Annotated in this window: 21 protein-coding genes; 8 read left to right on the forward strand and 13 right to left on the reverse strand. The window is 34.1% G+C overall.

Annotation, left to right across the window (positions count from 1 at the left end):
• Positions 1-91: 91 nt before the first annotated feature.
• From ACFE0M_RS08590 to ACFE0M_RS08615, 6 genes are all read left to right on the forward strand, one after another.
• Positions 92-634, forward strand: a complete 543-nt coding sequence (locus ACFE0M_RS08590; RefSeq protein ID WP_303268414.1) for a SiaB family protein kinase — start codon at positions 92-94, stop codon at positions 632-634.
• 47 nt (positions 635-681) lie between these two features.
• Entirely contained in the window at positions 682-1,044 is a 363-nt protein-coding gene (locus ACFE0M_RS08595) for a DUF1987 domain-containing protein (protein ID WP_303268415.1), read from the forward strand.
• Between the two features lie 84 nt (positions 1,045-1,128).
• Positions 1,129-4,218, forward strand: a complete 3,090-nt coding sequence (locus ACFE0M_RS08600) for an ATP-binding cassette domain-containing protein (RefSeq protein WP_434545346.1) — start codon at positions 1,129-1,131, stop codon at positions 4,216-4,218.
• Between the two features lie 132 nt (positions 4,219-4,350).
• The gene (locus ACFE0M_RS08605; RefSeq protein WP_434545347.1) at positions 4,351-5,256 is read left to right on the forward strand and encodes a hypothetical protein; all 906 of its coding nucleotides are present in this window, start codon (positions 4,351-4,353) and stop codon (positions 5,254-5,256) included.
• A gap of 8 nt (positions 5,257-5,264) precedes the next feature.
• Positions 5,265-5,693, forward strand: coding sequence for a hypothetical protein (locus ACFE0M_RS08610; RefSeq protein WP_434545348.1), 429 nt, complete (start codon positions 5,265-5,267; stop codon positions 5,691-5,693).
• Between the two features lie 143 nt (positions 5,694-5,836).
• A complete protein-coding gene (locus ACFE0M_RS08615) occupies positions 5,837-6,478 on the forward strand; it encodes an alpha/beta hydrolase (RefSeq protein ID WP_434545349.1) in 642 nt (213 codons plus the stop codon).
• On the opposite strand, the gene ACFE0M_RS08620 is transcribed toward ACFE0M_RS08615, so the two are convergent.
• Positions 6,465-7,235, reverse strand: a complete 771-nt coding sequence (locus ACFE0M_RS08620) for a polyprenol monophosphomannose synthase (protein ID WP_434545350.1) — start codon at positions 7,233-7,235, stop codon at positions 6,465-6,467. The genes ACFE0M_RS08615 and ACFE0M_RS08620 overlap by 14 nt on opposite strands.
• Before the next feature lie 69 nt (positions 7,236-7,304).
• Between ACFE0M_RS08620 and ACFE0M_RS08625 the strand changes: the two genes are divergently transcribed.
• A complete protein-coding gene (locus tag ACFE0M_RS08625; protein ID WP_434545351.1) occupies positions 7,305-7,820 on the forward strand; it encodes a D-glycero-alpha-D-manno-heptose-1,7-bisphosphate 7-phosphatase in 516 nt (171 codons plus the stop codon).
• A gap of 223 nt (positions 7,821-8,043) precedes the next feature.
• Here ACFE0M_RS08625 and purB read toward each other — a convergent pair whose 3' ends face one another.
• Together purB and ACFE0M_RS08635 are read right to left on the reverse strand one after the other, a co-directional pair.
• Entirely contained in the window at positions 8,044-9,387 is a 1,344-nt protein-coding gene (gene purB, locus ACFE0M_RS08630) for an adenylosuccinate lyase (RefSeq protein ID WP_434545352.1), read from the reverse strand.
• Between the two features lie 67 nt (positions 9,388-9,454).
• Positions 9,455-9,739 carry a DUF3817 domain-containing protein gene (locus ACFE0M_RS08635; RefSeq protein WP_434545353.1) on the reverse strand — a complete coding sequence of 95 codons (285 nt, stop codon included), beginning with the start codon at positions 9,737-9,739 and terminating at the stop codon, positions 9,455-9,457.
• Between the two features lie 116 nt (positions 9,740-9,855).
• On the opposite strand from ACFE0M_RS08635, the gene ACFE0M_RS08640 reads away from it, so the two are divergent.
• On the forward strand, positions 9,856-10,266 hold the full coding sequence (locus ACFE0M_RS08640; RefSeq protein ID WP_434545354.1) for a DUF3127 domain-containing protein: 411 nt from the start codon (positions 9,856-9,858) through the stop codon (positions 10,264-10,266).
• An 88-nt stretch (positions 10,267-10,354) separates the two neighbouring features.
• Here the strand turns inward: ACFE0M_RS08640 and ACFE0M_RS08645 are convergent, their stop codons facing one another.
• The 10 genes from ACFE0M_RS08645 to ACFE0M_RS08690 form a co-directional block, all read right to left on the reverse strand.
• The gene (locus ACFE0M_RS08645) at positions 10,355-11,287 is read right to left on the reverse strand and encodes a D-2-hydroxyacid dehydrogenase (protein WP_434545355.1); all 933 of its coding nucleotides are present in this window, start codon (positions 11,285-11,287) and stop codon (positions 10,355-10,357) included.
• Between the two features lie 9 nt (positions 11,288-11,296).
• Positions 11,297-12,199, reverse strand: a complete 903-nt coding sequence (locus tag ACFE0M_RS08650) for an RluA family pseudouridine synthase (RefSeq protein WP_434545356.1) — start codon at positions 12,197-12,199, stop codon at positions 11,297-11,299.
• 317 nt (positions 12,200-12,516) lie between these two features.
• Positions 12,517-13,638 (reverse strand): signal peptidase I, encoded by a 1,122-nt coding sequence (gene lepB / locus ACFE0M_RS08655; protein WP_434545357.1) that lies wholly within the window; start codon positions 13,636-13,638, stop codon positions 12,517-12,519.
• Positions 13,639-13,641: 3 nt separating this feature from the next.
• On the reverse strand, positions 13,642-14,352 hold the full coding sequence (gene dapB, locus ACFE0M_RS08660) for a 4-hydroxy-tetrahydrodipicolinate reductase (RefSeq protein WP_434545358.1): 711 nt from the start codon (positions 14,350-14,352) through the stop codon (positions 13,642-13,644).
• The gene (locus ACFE0M_RS08665; RefSeq protein ID WP_434545359.1) at positions 14,352-14,954 is read right to left on the reverse strand and encodes a DUF5683 domain-containing protein; all 603 of its coding nucleotides are present in this window, start codon (positions 14,952-14,954) and stop codon (positions 14,352-14,354) included. Before ACFE0M_RS08665 ends, dapB begins: the two co-directional genes overlap by 1 nt.
• 1 nt (position 14,955) lies before the next feature.
• Positions 14,956-15,870 (reverse strand): ParB/RepB/Spo0J family partition protein, encoded by a 915-nt coding sequence (locus ACFE0M_RS08670; RefSeq protein ID WP_434545360.1) that lies wholly within the window; start codon positions 15,868-15,870, stop codon positions 14,956-14,958.
• Positions 15,871-15,873: 3 nt separating this feature from the next.
• A complete protein-coding gene (locus ACFE0M_RS08675; RefSeq protein WP_013455864.1) occupies positions 15,874-16,647 on the reverse strand; it encodes a ParA family protein in 774 nt (257 codons plus the stop codon).
• A 180-nt stretch (positions 16,648-16,827) separates the two neighbouring features.
• Positions 16,828-17,883, reverse strand: a complete 1,056-nt coding sequence (locus ACFE0M_RS08680; protein ID WP_434545361.1) for an NAD(P)H-dependent glycerol-3-phosphate dehydrogenase — start codon at positions 17,881-17,883, stop codon at positions 16,828-16,830.
• Positions 17,861-19,546: a 1-acyl-sn-glycerol-3-phosphate acyltransferase gene (locus tag ACFE0M_RS08685; RefSeq protein WP_434545362.1), complete on the reverse strand. Its 1,686-nt coding sequence runs from the start codon at positions 19,544-19,546 to the stop codon at positions 17,861-17,863. Before ACFE0M_RS08685 ends, ACFE0M_RS08680 begins: the two co-directional genes overlap by 23 nt.
• Before the next feature lie 6 nt (positions 19,547-19,552).
• A complete protein-coding gene (locus tag ACFE0M_RS08690) occupies positions 19,553-20,710 on the reverse strand; it encodes a cystathionine gamma-synthase (protein WP_434545363.1) in 1,158 nt (385 codons plus the stop codon).
• Positions 20,711-20,746: the final 36 nt, after the last annotated feature.

The raw sequence follows: 20,746 nt of genomic DNA on the forward strand, positions 1-20,746 counted from the left end.
GAAAAGTTTAATTATAAATAAAATTATTTAATTTAAGGCTTGAAATGAATTGGGCTATAATTTGAATACGGCTTTTTAACCTATTAACAACATGAAGTATATATACGACCTACATAAAACCATGCTGTCAAGAAACCTTATACTGGTTTACGAAGGGGAATTTACCCAAGAGATTACAAAATCAGTCTTGGCAATGGCAGAACGCAACATGGATTCTATGGGTGAGGAGTCAAGCATAAAACGAAAAGTGTTTAATGTTATGGTAGAGTGTTTACAAAATATCGTAAAACATTCTGATGATTTTAATCCGCTTTCAGCAAAGCGTAACGCAGCTATATTTATTATAGGAAAGGAAGATGACCGTTATGTAGTAACGAGTGGAAATCCAGTGGATACAGAAGCGGCAGAATCGCTGAAAAAGAGAATCGATGAAATTAATAAACTAGATAAGGATGGTTTGAAAGCTATGTATAAAGATATTATAAAATCTAATAGTTTATCAAACAAAGGTGGAGCAGGTTTAGGATTTGTTGATATGGCTCGTAAGTCTGGTCAGAAATTAGAATATGACTTTGAGGACATGGGCGAAGGATTTCATTTCTTTTCACTTACCACTACGATTTTGAGATTTTAAAATCTAAATTTTAGTTTAACTTTTAAATTTAAAACATAAAATTAAATATGGAAATCATTAACCTTGAAGGAACAGAGGATACCCCTAAAATATTATTGGATAAAGGAAATGGTATTTTTGAAATATCTGGAAGATCATTACCAGAGGATTCAGCGGAATTTTATCAGCCGATTTTAGACTGGATAGCAGCTTATGGTGAAGATCCAAATCCAGAAACACTATTTACCTTTAAATTAGAATATTTCAATACAGCCTCTTCAAAATTGATCTTAGATGTCTTGTCTGCTTTAGAAGACATTGATGGAGTAACCATCGACTGGTATTTCCATGAAGATGATGAAGATATGGAAGAGGCAGGGGAAGAATTTTCGGAACTTGTTGAAATCCCATTCGAATTCAAAACATATTAATTATTGCTGGAAAGTTATAATTTGTATTATGGGCCATGATAAAATGGCCTATTATTTTATTTTAAGCTATAACCGTCTTTTTATATGAGTGAAGAGATACTCAAAGCCTTAACTCAATTATTTGGAATTATCACCAAGCAGGATGGAGGAGCCACTGAAAAGGAAAGAAATTTCGTTATTGGTTTCTTCCAACAAGAGCTTGACCAAGACTCTATTAAAGAGTATTTGGAGCTTTATGACAAATTAGTGGGTTGGGGAGAAGAGCCGGAAAAAGAGGAGGAAGACGGAAAAACAAAAAAGAAAAAGCTTACTTCAGTAAGAGACTCGGTTAGAACATTAGCAATATGTAAAAAGATTAATAAAACCCTTACCCAAAAGCAAAAAGTGGTCGTTTTAATCAAGCTTTTGGAAATGGTCTCTGCCGATAAAAACTTTACCCCACAAAGAATGGAAATCATTGATACGGTTTCCAATGTCTTTAATATCGTTAAGGACGAATTCAAATTAATTGAAAGCTTTGTTATTAAAACAAATTCCTCAGAATTGGAGGAGTTTGAAGATATATTATCAGTCAATAACGATACTCCCGTTGAGGACAATTTACATGTCCATGCTGATATAGATGGTGAAATACTTTTCTTAAATGTGAGAAGTGTGGACATGTATTTCGTTAAATATACGGGTTCTGAGGAAATTAATCTGAACGGGTTTATAATGAAAACAGATGGGGTTTATCTGTTTTCTCATGGAAGTACTATTAAAACCCCAAAAGGTGCGGCATTATATTATTCCGAATTAATTAGGAAATTTTTGTCTGATGGTGAACAAGTCAATCTGTCTTTTAATGCAGAGGATATAGTGTTGCAATTCCCCAATGGTGAACTAGGGCTCAGAAATGTGAATGTTTTTGAGGGACCTGGTGAATTGGTGGGGATCATGGGTGCATCGGGTGCCGGCAAGACCACATTGTTGAATGTTCTGGCCGGAATTCAAGCACCCACGTCAGGACAAATTAGAATTAATGGCCTTGATTTAAATGAAGACCAAGAGGAACTACAGGGCATAATTGGTTATGTCTCCCAAGATGATTTGTTGATCGAGGAACTCACAGTATATCAAAACTTATATTACAATGCTAAGCTCTGCTTTGCAAAAATGTCCGAAGAAGAAATCCATAAAAGAGTTATGGATACCTTAGAAAATCTAGGGCTTGAAGCAAGAAAAGATTTAAGAGTAGGGGGTGTTTTAGATAAAACAATATCAGGTGGGCAGCGAAAGAGATTAAATATAGCCTTGGAATTGATTCGGGAGCCAGCGGTAATGTTTGTGGATGAGCCTACTTCAGGCTTGTCTTCAAGAGATTCAGAAAATGTAATCGATTTATTAAAAGAACTGACCCTTAAAGGAAAACTGATTTTTGTAGTGATCCACCAGCCATCATCAGACATTTACAAAATGTTTGATAAAATGATTATAATGGATACTGGCGGTTATCAAATATTTTATGGGCATCCTGTTGAAGCAGTTACTTACTTTAAGAAAACCACGAATCAAGTAGATGCGGATAGAGGAGTTTGCCCAACTTGTGGTAATGTAAACCCTGAGCAAATATTTAATATTGTGGAGGCCAAGGTGGTTGATGAGTATGGTCAATTGACTAACAAAAGAAAAATTAACCCTAGCCAGTGGAGAGACTTTTATCTTGAGAGTTTTGATCACAAACCGGTAAAAGATGAGGAAGAAGCACCTCCATCTACTCTTGCAATACCCAATAAACTTAAACAAACAATAATATTTACCATAAGGGACACCTTATCTAAGTTAAGTAATAAACAATATTTACTTATTAATTTATTGGAAGCGCCATTTTTGGCTTTATTACTTGCTTTTATCATTAAATATAGAAGTGCACCCTCAGGAGAAGAATATATCTTTAGATTTAATGATAATCTTCCTGCCTTCCTTTTAATGAGTATAATTGTGGCCTTATTTATGGGGCTTACGGTAAGTGCGGAGGAAATAATTAGGGATAGGAAAATATTGAAACGGGAGTCTTTCCTTAATTTAAGTTGGAATAGTTATTTACTGTCCAAGATCACTATATTATTTACACTTTCAGCAATACAAACGCTCACCTATGTGATTATTGGAGTCTTGGTGCTGGAAATAAGAGATGCTACTTTTAGCATGTGGGCTATTTTATTTACTACCTCATGTTTTGCAAATGTATTAGGATTAAATGTGAGTTCCGCATTTAAATCTGCTGTAACAGTTTATATTTTAATCCCACTTTTATTAATCCCACAAATGATTTTAAGTGGCTTGTTATTTAGTTTTGACAAATTAAATGATTTCATAAGTACAAAAGGCAAAGTCCCTATAGTGGCTGATTTAATGACTTCACGTTGGGCTTATGAAGCATTGGCTGTCGATATGTTTAAAAACAACAGTTATCAAGAATTCTTTTTTGATATAGAATCTGATGAAAAAACTGCTGATTTTAAATCTTCCTTTTTGACTAAAAAAATCAGGGAAAAGTTAAGAGTGATTGAAAATAATTTAGGTTCAGAGGAAGAAGAGGCAAAAAATGAAATAGAGTATGCAACTAGAGTTATTTTTAATGCCCTTGAGAAAGAACCTTTTAAGGGAAACCTAGAAGGGGAAGAATTAGGGAAAATACTTGATCCAGAGGCTATTGACCAAGAAAAAATTGATAAAATCAGTAGTTACACAGATCAATTGAGGGATCATTATATTAAGAAGTTTAATTTGGCGGTAAAGAAAAAAGAAACTTTACAATATCTAATGGAAAATGATTCTTCTTATCAGTTTGATTTAAATGAAGCTAAGGATAAGTATTACAATGAAAGTCTAGCTGATTTGGTGAGGAATTTAACAGTTGAAGATAGGGTTATTGAGTTTAAGGGTGAATTAATTCAACAAATTGACCCTGTGTTTAATAAGCCCAAGGAACCTGATAATCTTCTTAATTACAGAACTCATTTCTTTGCTCCTGAAAAGTATTTTGCCGGAGTCTATATTGATACATTTTATTTTAATATTATTGTGATATGGTTTATGTCTTTCATACTTTATATTACTCTATATTTTGAACTTTTTGGTAAGGCGATAACTTTTTTTGGCAATATTAAGCTGAAAAAGAAAGAATCATAAATAATTGTTATTAAATTCACTTTTTTGATATGCGAGTTTTAAGCATTTATTGATAAAAATTAATTTAAGAAAAAAAGAGAATTTGTATTAACTTAAGGAATTTCTATTTTTGTTATGATAAAAAACATTTTTATGAAAAACATACTCTTGGGACTATTGGTAATGGTTACGCTTATGGTCTCCTGCGACTCGAAGAAAAAGCCTTCGGCAGATGAAATATCCGGTGTTCTGGATTCTGTTAAAATAGAAGAGCCTTCTATTTCTGAAGATGTGATATCTGATATTATTCAACAGATTCCATCTCCTTTAGAAATCTCTACTTTACTAAAGGAATCGGAAACCAAATATGATAAAGATTATCTTAATGATCCGGAGAAGATATCTGATTATAATAGCAATTATAAAAAGGCATTGGCCTTAGGTGTTTATGGTACTGATCTTGGTTATACTAATATTTATGAACAGAATCAAGACGCTTTATTTTATCTGAATTCTATTAAATCATTGGCAGATGATTTAAGCATAGGTCAATTTTTTGATATCGGTACAATAAAAAGATTAGCGACCAATAGTAAGAATCTTGACTCGCTTTTATTAATAACCACCAAAAACTTCAACAACATTAATAATTATTTACAAGAGCAAAAGCGCTCAAACTTAAGTATATTATTATTGTCAGGAGGTTGGTTAGAAGCCCTTTATATAGTTTCTAGAGTGTCAGAAAAAAATCCAGATAATGAGCAACTTAAAGAGACTATTGCAGAACAAAAAGTCATTATGGATAATGTTGTTTTATTAATGTCCTTTTATAAAGAGAATGATCCCAATATTAGGCAGTTGTCCAATAGATTTGAAAAACTTCAAGAGGAATTTAATAAAATAGAAATAAAGACTGTTTATCGTGAACCAACCTATGAAGTTGTAGATGGCATGCTTGTTGTTAAGGATAATAGCACAAGTGAAATCATCATGAATGATGAGAATATTGAATCAATAAGAAAACAGGTTTACGAAATTAGAGAGAACATTATTAACTAAGAAATTATATGAAAAAGCTAATCTTTGCATTAGGGATAATATTGACAACAGCCTCTGTACAGCAAACATATGCTCAGTGCAATACTGAGAAGCATGTAGAAGCTTGTATTCCTAAATTACAATCAGGCTTTACTTTTTTGAAAAGCTATAATATAGATGGACAAGGTGGTGCTAAAGACAAAGTAGAATATTCTTATGTGTTTACCAAAGGAGCAACTTATCAAATAATGATTTGTAATGATGGAGAAGCTACGGACGGTATTGTATTGACGTTATATGATTCCAATAGGAAAAAAGTAGCTTCTACAAAGTACGAAGGCTCAACTTTATCCAGTATTGCTTTCCCATGTCAAGTAACAGGAATTTATTATATTACTTTCACCTTCGAGGGTAGTTCAAATTACTGTGGAGGAAGTGTTTTAGGATTTAAGAGATAATAATTTACTTTTCATAATTTTATAATTTAAGAAGCAGGCCTAGCCTGCTTTTTTCATTAAGGGAAATAATTATAAAATCTAATATTTGATATCAGATGTATGCTTTTCTCTTTTAATTCTCTAATAGGCTCTATTTAAAATTAATGCGAAACACAGTTCATTTTCAACACAAGGCGGTTTATTATCAGAGTGGATCAATTAGTTCTTCAACGAAAGAAATCTGGTTTGTTTTGCATGGGTATGGTCAACTTCCACAATACTTTATAAGAAAATTTAAACAAATCTCCAATGAAGAAAGAATTGTCATTGCTCCTGGAGGCTTATCCCGTTTTTATTTAGAGGGCTTTTCAGGTAGGGTAGGGAGTACTTGGATGACCAAGGAAGAAAGATTGCTTGATATAGAGAACTACATCAATTACCTTAATTCGGTTGCTCCTGAGGTCTTAAACAGTGCTCCAAAGGATGTGAGAATTACTTTGCTTGGTTTTTCACAAGGTTCTGCTACAGTTTGTAGATGGATTGAAAAACTTGATTTTCCATTCGAAAAATTAATATTGCATTCTGGTGCTTTTCCACCTGACATAGATTTTTCAGGTCTAGGGAATAAATTGAAAAATAAGCGAGTATATATGTTGCGAGGAACGTATGATGAGTTTATCAATGAGGAAAGGACGAAGGAACAACAAGCTTTGATTAATAAGCTCAACGTAAAAGTCAATCAAATAGAATTTGAAGGTAAACATGATATTCATATAGATTCATTAATGAATATTATTGGGCAGTAGCATTTTGGGTATTAGTGAATACATCTGCTTGTTTGTATTTTTTGAACCAACTTTTGATCTTCATCTGAATGACTCCGAATATAGCTTCTTTGAATATCTTTTTTGACATTTTAGAAACCCCCTTACTTCTGTCTGTAAAGATAATAGGCACTTCTTCGATCCCGAATCCATGTTTCCAAGCTGTAAATTTCATTTCAATTTGAAATGCATAACCAATAAATTTGATTTTATCTAGCTCGATGGTTTCCAAAACCGATCTATGGTAACAAATAAAGCCAGCAGTAGCATCATATACTGGCAATCCTGTGATGAATCTAACATATTTACTGGCTAAATATGACATCAATACCCTGCCCATTGGCCAGTTCACAACATTCACTCCAGTTTTATATCTGGAACCAATAGAGAGCTGCACATCTTCTTTACTGCAAGATTTAAGCAGCTCCAATAAATCCAAAGGATTGTGGGAAAAGTCAGCATCCATTTCAAATATATAATCATATTGATGCTTTAGGGCATATTTGAAGCCTTCAATATATGCAGTGCCCAATCCTAATTTACCCAATCTTTCTATAATATGAAGATGGCCAGCATATTCATTTTGTAAATTTTTAACAATTTCTGCCGTGCCATCCGGGGAATTGTCATCTATTATTAAGATGTCAAATTTTGTAGATAATAAAAATATTGCGCGAATGATATCTTCTATATTTTCGCGTTCATTATAAGTTGGTATGATGACTAAATTATTGTTCATAAATCTTAATCAACTTCAAAACTATAAAATCTTTTCAGATATTGCTGACCAATTAAATAAAAGAATTCAATGAGTGTTAATAAATGTGTGTTTTTAGATAGAGACGGAGTTTTAAATACCGAAAGAGGAGAATATACTTTTCAAATTAAAGACTTCGAAATCATCGATCATGTAAAAGAGGCACTAGAATTATTGAAGGAGGATGGTTATTTATTAATTGTAATTACCAATCAAGCAGGCATAGCAAAAGGGTTATATAAAAGAGAAGATGTGGCTAAGTGTCATGAATATTTACAAACTGAAACAGGCGATTTAATTGACGATATTTATTTTTGCCCCCATCATCCGACTACTACAGAATCTTTGCTTAGAAAGCCCGATAGCCTCATGATAGAGAAAGCTATGGCTAAGTGGGATATAGATCCCGATAAATCTTTTTTGATAGGCGATTCTTTTAGGGATTTAGATGCTTCTGAAAATGCTGGTGTTAGGGGTATATTGGTGGGAGATAAAGAAAAAACAAATTTCACCACATCAAAAGCACGTAATCTATTTGATGCAGTGAAAAGATATATCTTAAAGTGAACTGACCATATTTTATCAGATGGACTTTTATCAAAAATCTTAACTTTGTTACTTATCCTTCCTATTTCGGTGTTTTCACCGAAAAATTACTGTTACATAAGCCCTAGTCCATTTTGCAGGTATTTTTACCTACAAGATGGAGTGGGTGTAGAAACCTGATAGGCAATTGTACTTTAAGAAATCTAACAATCTATTGAAAAAATACAGGAATGATAAAATCGATTTAGATACCAGTATAATTAAATGGTGTAATATCTTTCAATTCATTTTTAATGGTATCTGAAACTTCCAATTGATCAATAAATTCTGAAATGGTATGCTGCGTTATTTTCTCATTCTTTCGGGTTAAGGCTTTTAGAGCTTCATAAGGAGCAGGATAAGCTTCTCTTCTTAATACCGTTTGAATGGCTTCTGCCACAACAGCCCAGTTTTCAGTTAAATCATGTTCTATGGCTGCTGGGTTTAATTCCAATTTACCTAAACCTTTCTTTAATGATTCAAAGGCAATAATTCCATGGGCTAGTGGCACTCCAATATTCCTTAAGACGGTAGAGTCGGTTAAATCTCTCTGTAATCTTGAAATTGGAAGTTTGGCTGATAGGTGTTCAAAAACTGCATTGGCTATTCCTAAATTACCTTCGGCATTTTCAAAGTCGATAGGGTTGACTTTATGTGGCATGGCCGATGAACCTACTTCATCCTTCGAAATTTTTTGTTTGAAATAATTCATACTGATATATTGCCAAACATCTTTGCTCAAATCCATCAGGATAGTATTTAGCCTTTTGAAAGAATCAAAGCGGGCTGCCAAGTGGTCATAATGTTCAATTTGTGTGGTTGGCTCGGAACGTTTAAGCCCTAAATATTTCTCACAAAAATTGTTACCGAAATTTCTCCAATCAATTTGGGGATAAGCCACATGATGGGCATTGAAATTACCTGTTGCACCACCAAATTTAGCAGCAAAAGGTATGCTTTCTTCTAACTTTAATTGCTCTTCTAAACGAACTTCAAATACAGCTATTTCTTTTCCCAAACGCGTTGGAGAAGCTGGCTGTCCATGTGTTTTGGCCAGCATGGGTACATCCTTCCATTCATTGGCATATTTGCCAAGGATGTCTTTTATTTCTTTTAAAAAAGGCAAGTAAATTTTTTCAGTAGCGTCTTTTAATAAAAGTGGTGTTGCTGTGTTATTAATGTCTTGAGATGTCAGACCAAAATGGATAAATTCTTTTTGAGCACCAATTCCCAGTTCGTCAAATTTTTGCTTTAGAAAATATTCTACAGCTTTCACATCATGGTTAGTGGTTTTCTCTATTCCTTTAATCACTAATGCATCTTCCACATTAAATTCTGAAGCTAATGCTCTCATTTTAGGGAATAGGGATTTGTCAAATGCTTTAAGTTGCGGTAACGGAAGTTCACAAAGTGCTATAAAATATTCCACTTCAACATGCACTCTATATTTAATTAATGCCCACTCAGAAAAGTAAGGAGCAAGACTTTGTGTTTTTGTTCTATAACGACCATCAACTGGAGATATCGCACTTAAAGTAGTTAAATCCATTAGCTTGTAAAATTTAAAGGTGCAAAGATAAGCAATTAAAGTTTTAAGGGATAATGAAAAAGCTATTCTATTCGCTTTTTAAGTTTCGGAACCACTTCCATTCAGCGTAGAATGTTCCAAATGGAATTAAGGAAGCGATTAATGATAAAAGTGTTAATTTCATTGTCCAGTTTCTTTTGAATGCTACATACACCACTAAAGCACAATAAGCTATGAATAAAACACCATGAGCCAACCCTACAAAATAATTCGGTTGTGGCATTTCCATCAAATATTTTAAAGGCATTGTAATGCCAAGAAGTAAATAAGATATACCCTCTAATATGGCTATTATCCTTAAATTATTAATCATTTTAATATGTGTTTTTATGGAGATGCAAAGAAAGGGCTGGAAGTTATCTAAACCAATATTTTTCAAATATAAAATCCGAAATTGATTAGGTGAGGGGATTTTAATTTGACATTTTTGTGACAGAATTTATAAATAATATTGTAATGGAATTAAAAGGAAAAATCATAGATATTTTACCTGAAGAAAAAGGTCAAGGTAAAAATGGCGAATGGAGAAAGCAATCCTATATTTTTGAAACACAGGAACAATATCCTAAGAAAGTATGTGCTGAAGTTTGGGGCGATAAGATAGATGGTTTTAATATTAAAAAAGGAGAGGAGCTAACAGCTAAAATCAATATAGATAGCAGGGAGTACAATGGAAAATGGTACACTAATGTAAAAATTTGGGCTGTTGACAGAGCTTCAGATGGAAATGTGGGGGGTATTCCAAATGCTCAAAATGACAATCTTCCGCCAGCTACTGGAGGAATGTCCGCTCCTCAAGATGCACCACCACCAAGTGAGGATGATGAATTGCCATTTTAAAATTATATACCTAAATGACTTTTCCAAAGTTTAAGAACTTTGGAAAAGTTTAAACTTATTAAATAGGCAACTTTCAAGAAGACCTTTTTTAATAACCCTTTTGAGTATCTACCAATAATTTATTTTGTTCTCCTGATTTAATGGCATCATAAGCTATCCTAAAACTTTGCTTTACATCCTCTAAAAGAGTAATTCCTGAAATATGGGGGGTTACTATGCATTTTGGGTGTTCCCAGAATGCTGAATCTTTCGGAAGAGGCTCTTCCTTAAAAACATCTAAAATGGCCTTTCTAATGTTTTTTTGATTCAATGCTTCAATCAAATCATTTTCATTTACTGAATTTCCTCTACCGATATTAATAAAGAGTGCATTTTCCAGACCGGAGAAAAAGGCTTTATTAAATAAGTTTGATGTGTTTTTTGTTGCAGGAAGCGTATTGATAATTATAGCGCCCTTTTCAAGATTTTCTATTTCCATTTTATCAAATGAAACACATACATCGAAGAATTCTTTGTTTTTACCGCTTGTGTTTACTCCCACAATATTTTTCACCATCGGCTGGAGAACTTGAGCTATGTCAGTGCTAATATTTCCAGTTCCAAATATGACCACACTTTGTTTTGATAATGATTTTGGGACAACTTGATCCCACGTTTTAGTGCTCTGGTTTATTTTGTATAAATCTGTTTTGTTTAGATCCTGTAAAATGTAACTAAGGCAGTATTCAGCCATTCTTTGGCCCATTTTCCCTTTTGTTTTGGTTAAGGTGCAGTTTTTAGGAAGATTCAATTTCATAAAACTATCCACTCCAGCGCCAAAAGAGTGAATCCATTCCAAATGGCCAATGTTCAAATTATTTAAAAAGTTAAAGCCTGCAACATAATGTATATTAGGAAGCAATTCTTCCACTTCATTTTTGTTTTTGGCCAATAAACAATTTAAATCAGGATATTCTTCAGCTATAAAGGCTTGAAAGCCTTCTGCTAAATGTCCGTATGTAAGAATATTTTTTGTAGGCATGCGCTAAATTTAACCTTTTGCTACCAAATTTCTAAAGTTAGAAGGAGGAACTAACTCGAACTTTAAATGTTCACCACTGATAGGATGCCGTAGTTCAATTAGGTTGGCATGTAAAGCTACTCTACCCAAAGGGTTTTTCTTTGCAGTATATTTTTTATCTCCCGTCACGGGAAATCCAAAATTAGCCATTTGAACCCTTATTTGATTTTTAAAGCCAGTTTCTAGTCTAAACTCGAGCATTGAATAGGCATTGCTTTGTTTCAACAGTTTATAATGTGTAATGGCTTCCGTTGCTTTATCCGGAGTATTCACGATATAAACCTGATTATGTTTATTACTTCTTAGATAGTTCCTTAAGGTATTTTCTGATTCTTTGATTTTACCTTCAACAATAGCCACATATTTTCTGTCGATCACATAATCTTCCCAATGGTTTTGCAGTTGTTCTTGCACCTTTTGGCTTTTGGCAAATAATAGAATTCCAGAGGCTTCTCTTTCAAGGCGATGGATGATATAGACCTTTATTCTTGGGTCTATGGCCTCCATATGCTCCTTTAAGATTTGTACTGCATTTTTATTTTTCTCTTTTAATGAAGCAACAGAAAGCAAACCTGCTTCTTTCTCAATTACGATCAAATCCTGATCTTCATATATAATATTGAGCTTTTGTAGCTTTACTTTTTTGGATGGCTTAGCCCAATTTATTTGGATTTCATCTCCCTTTTTAAGCGGATGATTAAACTGAGTAATTACATTCCCATTGATTCTGATTTGACCACCACCCATTACGGATTTTAATAATGGCTTTTTTTTATGTGGATATGTCGTGATCAAGTGCTTCAATAATTCTGTTTCTTCTTGAATTATATAGCTATTAAGCTCTTGATTTGCAGGGACTGATTTTTTATTCATAGTGTAAAATTCTATATAAGAATTGAAGTTTACAAGTTGGTTTGGTGAATATCAATTAAAAACCCTCTCAAATTTTTTTAAGAGGGTTTATATTTAGTTTTGAACTCTAGATTGTTTTGGTGAAAACACCAAAACTGGGGCGGAGTTAAGAAAATTTCATCCAACTATACCCACTTTAAGGTGTTTTCACCTTAAAGTTTATATGAGTTTCTAAGTGCTTCTAATTCGAAAGTTTGGATGAAAATAGCCAAACAAAATGTTTGTTTAGGTTTAAACGGTTTAACAATGACATCTAAAAAGTTTCAAAATCATTTGTTTTAATTAATCCCGGAAAATAATCTTTCCCATCTGATTTTGCTGAAGAATGATTCATTAGGATCCATGCTCATCCAAATGAACAATGCTTTACCTACTACATGGTCTTTAGGGACAAATCCCCAAAAACGGCTATCCCATGAGTTGTGGCGATTATCACCCATCATGAAAAAATAGTCTTGTGAAAAGGTATATTCTTTTACCTCTTGGCCATCAATGTAGAGCTTGTCATTTTTTATTTGAACATCTTCCAAATGCTCATAATATCTTAATACATCACCATACATTAGTAAGTTTTTATGATTGATCTCAATCGTTTGACCTTCTTTAGGTACGGTGATAGGACCATAAAAGTCTTTATTCCATTCTGTTTCCGGAGTTTTAGGGAAAGTAGCCGGATCAACATCACTGCTATCAGTACTTAATATTTGGCCGTTTTTATAGGTAGGAGAGAAGATGATGTCATCCACAAAGGTGAGAGACTTCATTTTTTCTATTTCTTTTGGCTCTGCATGTACTCTATAACCATAACCAGGTTCATAGACTTTATCCCAGATGTTATAATCTTCAAATACCCTATCTCGAATAGTTTGCTTTGTCTTAATAAAATAGCTGAACTGAACATCCTCTGGTACATCAGCTTTTTGATCGTTCACATACAATTCAGCATTTTTAACTTGAATTTTATCTCCTGCAATGCCTACACATCTTTTAATATAATATTCCCTCAAATCCAGCGGATATTGGAGTTCTTCAGGATAATTAAAAACTACTGCATCATTTCTTTTGACCTCACTAAATCCTGGTAGTCTTACTTGTGGCAATTGAATCCAATCCAAGTAAGCAGGAACATCCTCGGTTCCATAAAATCTTCTATGCGTCAAAGGAAGCTGTAATGGTGTTTTAGGAGTTCTTGGTCCATAATGTAATTTACTTACAAAAAGATAATCACCTACCAGTAATGTCCCTTCCATTGATGGGGTTGGTATAACAAATGCCTCCAAGGTAGCCCATCTTATAAGCGTGGCCGCTATCACGGCAAATACAAGGGCATCTATCCATTCTCTTACCTTTGATTTTGGCTTGGCTGGCTTTTTCTTTTTATTGAAAAATGGAATTTTCATTTTCTATAGTTTTAAGAAGTCATCAATTTTTACAATTCCTTTTTGTGAAGGTAGCCATTCTGCAACAAAAACAGCACCTTGTACAAAACCATCTCGGCTGTAAGCTTCATGCTCAATGCTAATCTGATCAACTTCTGATTTATAAGTTATTTTGTGGGTTCCGGGAATTTCCCCAATTCTTTCTGATGCAATGGATATTTCGCCTACTTCAGAAGTGGCTTCATTTTTCCATGTATTATATTTTTCATGCTCACTAATTATGCCTTCCGCAAGCGTAATTGCTGTACCACTTGGGGCATCTTTTTTGTGCGTATGATGTACCTCAATCATAGAAGGTTTATATTGGATTTGAGGGCTCATCAATTTGGCTAAAAACTTATTGAGTTTAAAAAACAAGTTTACACCAATTGAGAAATTAGAAGCATAAAGAAATGTGCCATTATTCTCTTTACATATTTTCTCTATCTCTGGCATCTTATCTAACCAGCCTGTGGTGCCCGAAAGAATAGGTAAATGATGTTCAAGACAAAATTTAATATTATCGAATGCCGCATCAGGATGAGTAAATTCAATAGCTACATCTGCTTGTTCAGCCAAAGTGGGCATTAAAGTATCGTTCACATCTACTGTAGCTACTAAACTATGTCCTCTTTGAATGGCAAACTCTTCGATGGCTTTGCCCATTTTCCCATGGCCAATTAATAATATCTTCATTACTTTAATCTAAAATTAAAAGATAAGCCCGCATGCATATTGCTGTATGGACTTCTTTGAATACTAGGTTGAATATTTAAACTCAAATCTTGATTAATGTTGAACTCTCTTAAATGAGCATCTACTGTGGCATCCACTATATTTAAAACATAAAATAGCCCAGCTAAAATTATCCAATAATCCCTGTCTCTTTTATATCTATCATATCTTCTTTGAATATTTTCAGCAGTCAAAATATTTGTATAATCTTGAACTTCACTATCATTTTCAGGATTGAGATCTTCTAAAATAAAACTAACATTCCGAAATAACAGATAATTTTGATGATTAGATTTTATTTGGGATGCAGCTAGAACTCCCAAAGCATAAACAATGGGAATTTTCCAGTATTTTTCATTATAAAATTGCCCCATTCCCGGTACAATTGCCGAATACAATGCGGCCAATCTTGGAGAATGGGTAGTGTCTTGTGATTGAAAGGTCTCAATATCATCACTTCCGTTCCCTAATCTTAAAAAAGTAGAATCTGTAGGCTGAATTTCTTGCCCCATAGAAACTATTGGGAGCGACAATAAAAAAGTAATGAAAATTAAGGTGCGCATATTATAATTCAACTGAAAGAATGTCCAATATCCTATTTAAATCATCTTTTGATAAAAATGGAATCTTGATCTCTCCTTTATTATTTTTGTCGATTTTCATACCAACTTTTGTGCCAAAGTGAGAGGATAGTTTACTCTGAACTTGTTTTGCTTCATAAGGCATTTCAGTCTTTGGCGTTTTATCTTTCTCTTTTTCCTCACCACTTGTCAATTCCCTCACCAAGGCTTCCACTTTCCTTACTGATAAATCTTCTTTCAAGATTTTTTTGAATACATCCAATTGCTTGTCCACATCATCAATATTAATGATAGCACGAGCATGCCCCATACTTATTCTTTTATCGCGTATGGCCAGTTGAATATCTGGCGGAAGCTTTAATAACCTTAAATAATTATTAACTGTGGTTCTATTTTTCCCTACCCTGTCACCTAATTGCTCTTGTTTTAAATCACATTCAGTTAATAATCGTTGATAACTCAATGCAATTTCAATTGAATTAAGATTTTCACGCTGAATGTTCTCAATCAATGCCATTTCAAGCATCTGCTGATCATCGGCAGTCCTGATGTATGCCGGGATAGATTTCAGCCCTGCCAATTTGGAGGCTTGAGTTCTTCTTTCACCTGATATAAGCTGATAACTGTCTTTGCTTAACTTTCTAACAGTTATCGGCTGAATTATCCCTTGTACTTTGATTGATTCAGCAAGTTCTTCTAAAGCTTCTTTATCAAAATCTGTACGAGGTTGAAATGGATTCACCTCAATTTGATCCAAAGGAATTTCATTAATAGATGCTCCTGTTGAGATATCAGTGAAATCTTTGTTTTCTTTGTTAGAAGATTTCTGATCTGTGTTGGAATCTTCTAAAAGAGCGCCTAAGCCTCTTCCTAATGCTTTTCTGGTTTTCTTCGCCATCCGCTATTTTCCTAATCCGTTATTGTTTATGATCTCTTTTGCTAAATTTAAATAACTAATTGCTCCTTTGCTTTCTGCATCATGGGCAATTGCCGGTAATCCAAAACTAGGGGATTCACTCAATTTGATATTTCGAGGAATCAAAGTTTCAAATACCATTTTACTAAAATGTTGTTTTACTTCATCCACTACTTGATTAGATAGATTTAACCTTACATCATACATGGTCAACAGAATACCTTCAATTTCCAAATCCTTATTTAAGCGAGTTTGGATAATCTTAATTGTATTCAACAATTTACCCAATCCTTCAAGTGCAAAATATTCACATTGAACAGGGATGATGACTGAGTCAGCGGCTGTAAGTGCATTAATGGTAATTAAACCTAAAGAAGGGGAACAATCTATAATAATGAAGTCATATTTTTTACGCACTTTTTTTAATGCATCACGCATTCTCTCTTCCCTATTTTTGATGTTTACCATCTCCACTTCTGCACCCACCAAATTGATGTGAGAGGGTAAAATATGTAAATAATCTAAATCAGTTTCTACTATAATATCTTGGGCATCGACTTCATCAACCATGCATTCGTAAATGCTACTTTCAATTTCTTTTGGGTTATAGCCTATTCCTGAAGTGGAATTGGCCTGAGGATCGGCATCCACAATCAATGTTTTATATTCCAAAGCAGCTAAACTTGCCGCAAGATTAATTGCTGATGTGGTTTTACCTACTCCCCCTTTTTGATTAGCTATAGCGATTACTTTACCCATATTTTTTATATATTTTAGCTTTAAAAGTTATTCGGCAGGCTGATCTTATTTTGTTTTGGTTTGTTCAAAAAATGAAAAATTGAGCAATTGTATATTTCAGCTACCAAATTTTTTAGCGAACCACAAAGATAAAATTTTATATGAGAAATAGAATGGATTTTTAATTTGCTTTAAGTAGAATTATATAAAATCCACATCTACATTCAGAGGATATTTCATTAAATATTGCACGGCCTCTTCCATAGTAAGTCCTTCAAATAAAACTCTGTGCAATATTTCAGTGATTGGAGCCCTGACCTTAAAACTTTCCGCAATTTTTTTAGCAATCATAATGGTGTTTACGCCTTCAGCTACTTCTCTCATATCGGCTAAAATAGCATCTAAATTTTCTCCTTCGGCCAATCTTCTGCCAACTGTAAAGTTCCTACTTAAAGTAGAGTGGGAGGTAGCCATTAAATCTCCTATTCCGGCCAGCCCTATGAAAGTCCTCACATTTCCACCTAAAGCTTTGCCCAAGTAAATCATTTCAGCCATACCTCTGCTTATTAATAAGGAACGAGCGTTTTCCCCTAAGCCTAAGCCTGTTAATGCTCCTGAAGCTATGGCTATAATATTTTTCAATACACCACAAAGTTCAATGCCGATTAAATCAGGATTGCCGTAAACTTGAAATCTGTCACTTCTCAATAATTGTTGACCAATTTGGATGACCTCATTGAAGGGGCTAGCTACCACCGTTGCAGCCGGTAGTCCTTGCGCTATTTCTTTTGCTAAATTCGGACCTGCAAGGCAACCTACCCTCACCACCACGCTTTCATCCATGATGACCTCGCTCATGGTTTTAATGTGGTGCCTTTCTAAAATTTGCATATCCTCCAATTTCTTGCCTTCAGGTAAATTGAGGTTCAAGCCTTTTGTTCCATGAATTAGTATATGATATGGATATAAATAAGGTGATAGATCCTTTATCATGTCCCTAAAATTGGCTGAAGGAACTACAGGAAAAATAATATCACAACTACCAGCTAATTGTTCTAAATCATCAATGGCGGTTATATTATCATGAATTGGATATTCATTCCATTCCCTGTCTTTATTAATGCTTTCAAAGGCCTCTTTATTTCTCGCATAAAGTAGAACCTGAGAGTTTTCAGCTAAAAGATTAGCTACGGAAAGTCCAAAGCTACCTGCACCGATTACGCCAATTGGTTTATCAAATGTGTTTTTCGAGCCCATATCCATCTAATCTGTTTCTGTAAAAATAAAGTAAGTTCATATCCATGGTGGTAATGTCGCCTTCTTTGGTTTTAATCAAAGGTCTTTTGGAGTGATACATACCCAAATTTAACAAGCCATGTTCTATGATATTATCTATTTTATCATCCATGTGTTCTGCTTGTGACATTCTGCCTTCTTTAATTCTTTCTTCAATTTTATTTTTGATTCTTTGGCATACTATCCTGAATTCATTGAAGTTAATCACCAAATCTTCCTCTGGAAGTCTTAATAATGCAAATAAGTCCAGTTTTTTATTTCTTTTCCGAATGATTTCAAAGGCGGTAAAAGCAATCAAATGACTTGAGAAAACCCGGGCTATTTTGCTATATTGTTCTACTATCTTTTTGGAGAGCATTCTGGTATATTCTGCTTCCCTTTGTTTATTTACTGTTATTTTATCTTGGAAAATGAAATAGTCTTTAGGTTGAATTTCTCTTCCTTTCTTATCATAACTTCTTCCTTCATCATTTACCTTATTCCCTAAGATATCCATTGGTTCTCCTATGGAAACGGAAATGTCAGAACCTTTAGTGAAGAATTTAAATAAGAATGTAATGATTTTATAAGAGGAGGAAAACTCGTCATTTTCCACATAATATCTTTCTTGTCCTTGCTTTTCCAAATACTGCCGGATCAAGCTTGGGGCTTCTAATACAAAGTGGTAATTTAAACTGACAGGCACGATAAATATTTTTTCCGCATCATTCCCAAGTTCTTGATAATTGGCTCTTTGTGCTTCGATTGCGGTCCCGAGAAGCCCGAGTTTAAGTTCCTTTTCCACTCTTCCATCCCTTGATCTTGTTCCACCAGGAAAAAATAAGCTCTGACAACCTTTCTTGAGTGCTAAAGCAGAATAAGCTTTTAGGGTTTCCAAGTATATCATATTTCTTTTCCGCCTGTCCACCTTATAGGCTCCTAAGCTATTCATGAAATATGAAATGATACTGATGTTAAATAAATTAAGACCGGCACCATAAATTACGGGTGGCAATCCTAAAGTATAAATCACCCAACCAATCAAAATGGAGTCAAGATTACTGGAATGCGTTGGAACAATTACCACTGTCCCTTTTTTGGCCAATGTTCTTAATTTTTCTACTTCACCATTGATTTGGATTTTATCATTCATGCTGAGTTCGTTACTCCAAAACCCGCCTAACTTTTTAATCCTTGCCGCATTTAATAATCTATTGAAACCGAATGTTACAACACCTCTTGCAAATCTGTAATGGCTTGTATTAAAGTTTCCAGCAATTTCTTCAGAGTAGCGTTCAATGATACTATGAAGGATATTATTGACTTTTACTTCATCTTTTGCTTTCTGTTGAGAAATTTCTAGTAGTTCTTCTTTTACTCTTCCCCAAAATTGATGTTCGTCATCTGGATCTACTTTCCAAGGCGTTTGTCTAATTCGGGCTTTTTCTTTGTATAAAGTAGTCTCCAGTTCTTCAATTAAAGCAGTTTTATTTCTGGTATTCCCTTTAATTCGCTCATAGGATTCTGCCACGACTTCTTTAAGGAACTCCTTTTTATTGCGACTCAATTGTACTACTGGCCATTCTCGTGGTCCGGGCAGAATAGGTTCGTATTTTCGTTTACTTCTGTAACGCTTTAGCTTCATATCAACTTAGGACAATGCTTGCTTTAAATCATGAATTAAATCTTCTACATCTTCGACACCTACGCTTAGCCGGATTAAAGAATCACTTAGGCCCACTTTATCGCGCTCCGCTTTAGGTACACTGGCGTGCGTCATAGTTGCCGGATGACCACTTAAGGATTCAACTCCTCCTAAAGATTCTGCCAATGTAAATAATTCAAATTTCTTTAATACTTCTGTGGCAGCTTCTGTGGTGTTTTCTTTTAGTGAAAATGAAATCATTCCTCCAAAATCATGCATTTGACTGCTAGCAATGTCATGGTTAGGATGAGATTTAAATCCAGGCCAAAAAACTTTGTCCACCTTGGGTTGTGATTTTAAAAAATTTGCTACTGCCGCTCCGTTTTCACAATGTCTTTGCATTCTAAGATGCAACGTTTTGATTCCTCTTAATACTAAGAAACAATCTTGAGGGCCAGGGACTGCTCCGCTGGCATTTTGAATAAATGCTAATTTCTCAGATAATTTTTTATCATTGGTTGCTATAGCACCCATTATTACATCTGAGTGACCTGCTATGTATTTTGTTAAAGAATGCATTACGAGATCAGCACCTAAATCTAGTGGGTTTTGTAAATAGGGTGTGGAAAATGTATTATCTACTGCTAAAGTTATATTATGCTTTTTTGATATTTCAGCTACGCCTTTAATATCAATAATATTCATCATTGGGTTGGTAGGTGTTTCTACCCAAAGCAATTTTGTTTTTTCGGATATATGCTTTTCAATAGTAGAGACATCCGTCATATTGATAAAATGAAAATGGATGCCGAAATCTTGAAAAATCTTGGTGAATATTCTATAAGTGCCACCATATAAGTCATTTGTACTAATTACTTCATCACCAGGCTTTAATGTTTTAATTATTGCATCAATTGCCGCAAGTCCTGAAGCAAAACAGTGTCCATAATCTGCATTTTCCAAAGCAGCAATACTTTTCTCAAGTGCTTCTCTGGTCGGGTTTTGAGAACGGCTGTATTCATATCCCTTATGTTTGCCTGGTGCTGATTGGACATAAGTTGAGGTTTGGTAGATGGGAGTCATGATGGCTCCCGTTGCAGGATCAGGTTCTATTCCTGCATGAATTGCTTTAGTGCCAAATCTGTATTTACTAGACTTGCTCATTAGATTCTCTTTTAATTTAAAAATTAAAAATAGACT

The sequence above is a fragment of the Marivirga sp. genome (assembly GCF_051117495.1).
Lineage (GTDB): Bacteria > Bacteroidota > Bacteroidia > Cytophagales > Cyclobacteriaceae > Marivirga.

Bases quoted from the DNA above. Each gene is read 5' to 3' on its own strand.
- ACFE0M_RS08590 (WP_303268414.1), top strand. From the start codon at position 92: ATGAAGTATATATACGACCTACATAAAACCATGCTGTCAAGAAACCTT.
- ACFE0M_RS08595 (WP_303268415.1), top strand. From the start codon at position 682: ATGGAAATCATTAACCTTGAAGGAACAGAGGATACCCCTAAAATATTA.
- ACFE0M_RS08600 (WP_434545346.1), top strand. From the start codon at position 1,129: ATGAGTGAAGAGATACTCAAAGCCTTAACTCAATTATTTGGAATTATC.
- ACFE0M_RS08605 (WP_434545347.1), top strand. From the start codon at position 4,351: ATGAAAAACATACTCTTGGGACTATTGGTAATGGTTACGCTTATGGTC.
- ACFE0M_RS08610 (WP_434545348.1), top strand. From the start codon at position 5,265: ATGAAAAAGCTAATCTTTGCATTAGGGATAATATTGACAACAGCCTCT.
- ACFE0M_RS08615 (WP_434545349.1), top strand. From the start codon at position 5,837: ATGCGAAACACAGTTCATTTTCAACACAAGGCGGTTTATTATCAGAGT.
- ACFE0M_RS08620 (WP_434545350.1), bottom strand. From the start codon at position 7,235: ATGAACAATAATTTAGTCATCATACCAACTTATAATGAACGCGAAAAT.
- ACFE0M_RS08625 (WP_434545351.1), top strand. From the start codon at position 7,305: ATGAGTGTTAATAAATGTGTGTTTTTAGATAGAGACGGAGTTTTAAAT.
- purB (WP_434545352.1), bottom strand. From the start codon at position 9,387: ATGGATTTAACTACTTTAAGTGCGATATCTCCAGTTGATGGTCGTTAT.
- ACFE0M_RS08635 (WP_434545353.1), bottom strand. From the start codon at position 9,739: ATGATTAATAATTTAAGGATAATAGCCATATTAGAGGGTATATCTTAT.
- ACFE0M_RS08645 (WP_434545355.1), bottom strand. From the start codon at position 11,287: ATGCCTACAAAAAATATTCTTACATACGGACATTTAGCAGAAGGCTTT.
- ACFE0M_RS08650 (WP_434545356.1), bottom strand. From the start codon at position 12,199: ATGAATAAAAAATCAGTCCCTGCAAATCAAGAGCTTAATAGCTATATA.
- lepB (WP_434545357.1), bottom strand. From the start codon at position 13,638: ATGAAAATTCCATTTTTCAATAAAAAGAAAAAGCCAGCCAAGCCAAAA.
- dapB (WP_434545358.1), bottom strand. From the start codon at position 14,352: ATGAAGATATTATTAATTGGCCATGGGAAAATGGGCAAAGCCATCGAA.
- ACFE0M_RS08665 (WP_434545359.1), bottom strand. From the start codon at position 14,954: ATGCGCACCTTAATTTTCATTACTTTTTTATTGTCGCTCCCAATAGTT.
- ACFE0M_RS08670 (WP_434545360.1), bottom strand. From the start codon at position 15,870: ATGGCGAAGAAAACCAGAAAAGCATTAGGAAGAGGCTTAGGCGCTCTT.
- ACFE0M_RS08675 (WP_013455864.1), bottom strand. From the start codon at position 16,647: ATGGGTAAAGTAATCGCTATAGCTAATCAAAAAGGGGGAGTAGGTAAA.
- ACFE0M_RS08680 (WP_434545361.1), bottom strand. From the start codon at position 17,883: ATGGGCTCGAAAAACACATTTGATAAACCAATTGGCGTAATCGGTGCA.
- ACFE0M_RS08685 (WP_434545362.1), bottom strand. From the start codon at position 19,546: ATGAAGCTAAAGCGTTACAGAAGTAAACGAAAATACGAACCTATTCTG.
- ACFE0M_RS08690 (WP_434545363.1), bottom strand. From the start codon at position 20,710: ATGAGCAAGTCTAGTAAATACAGATTTGGCACTAAAGCAATTCATGCA.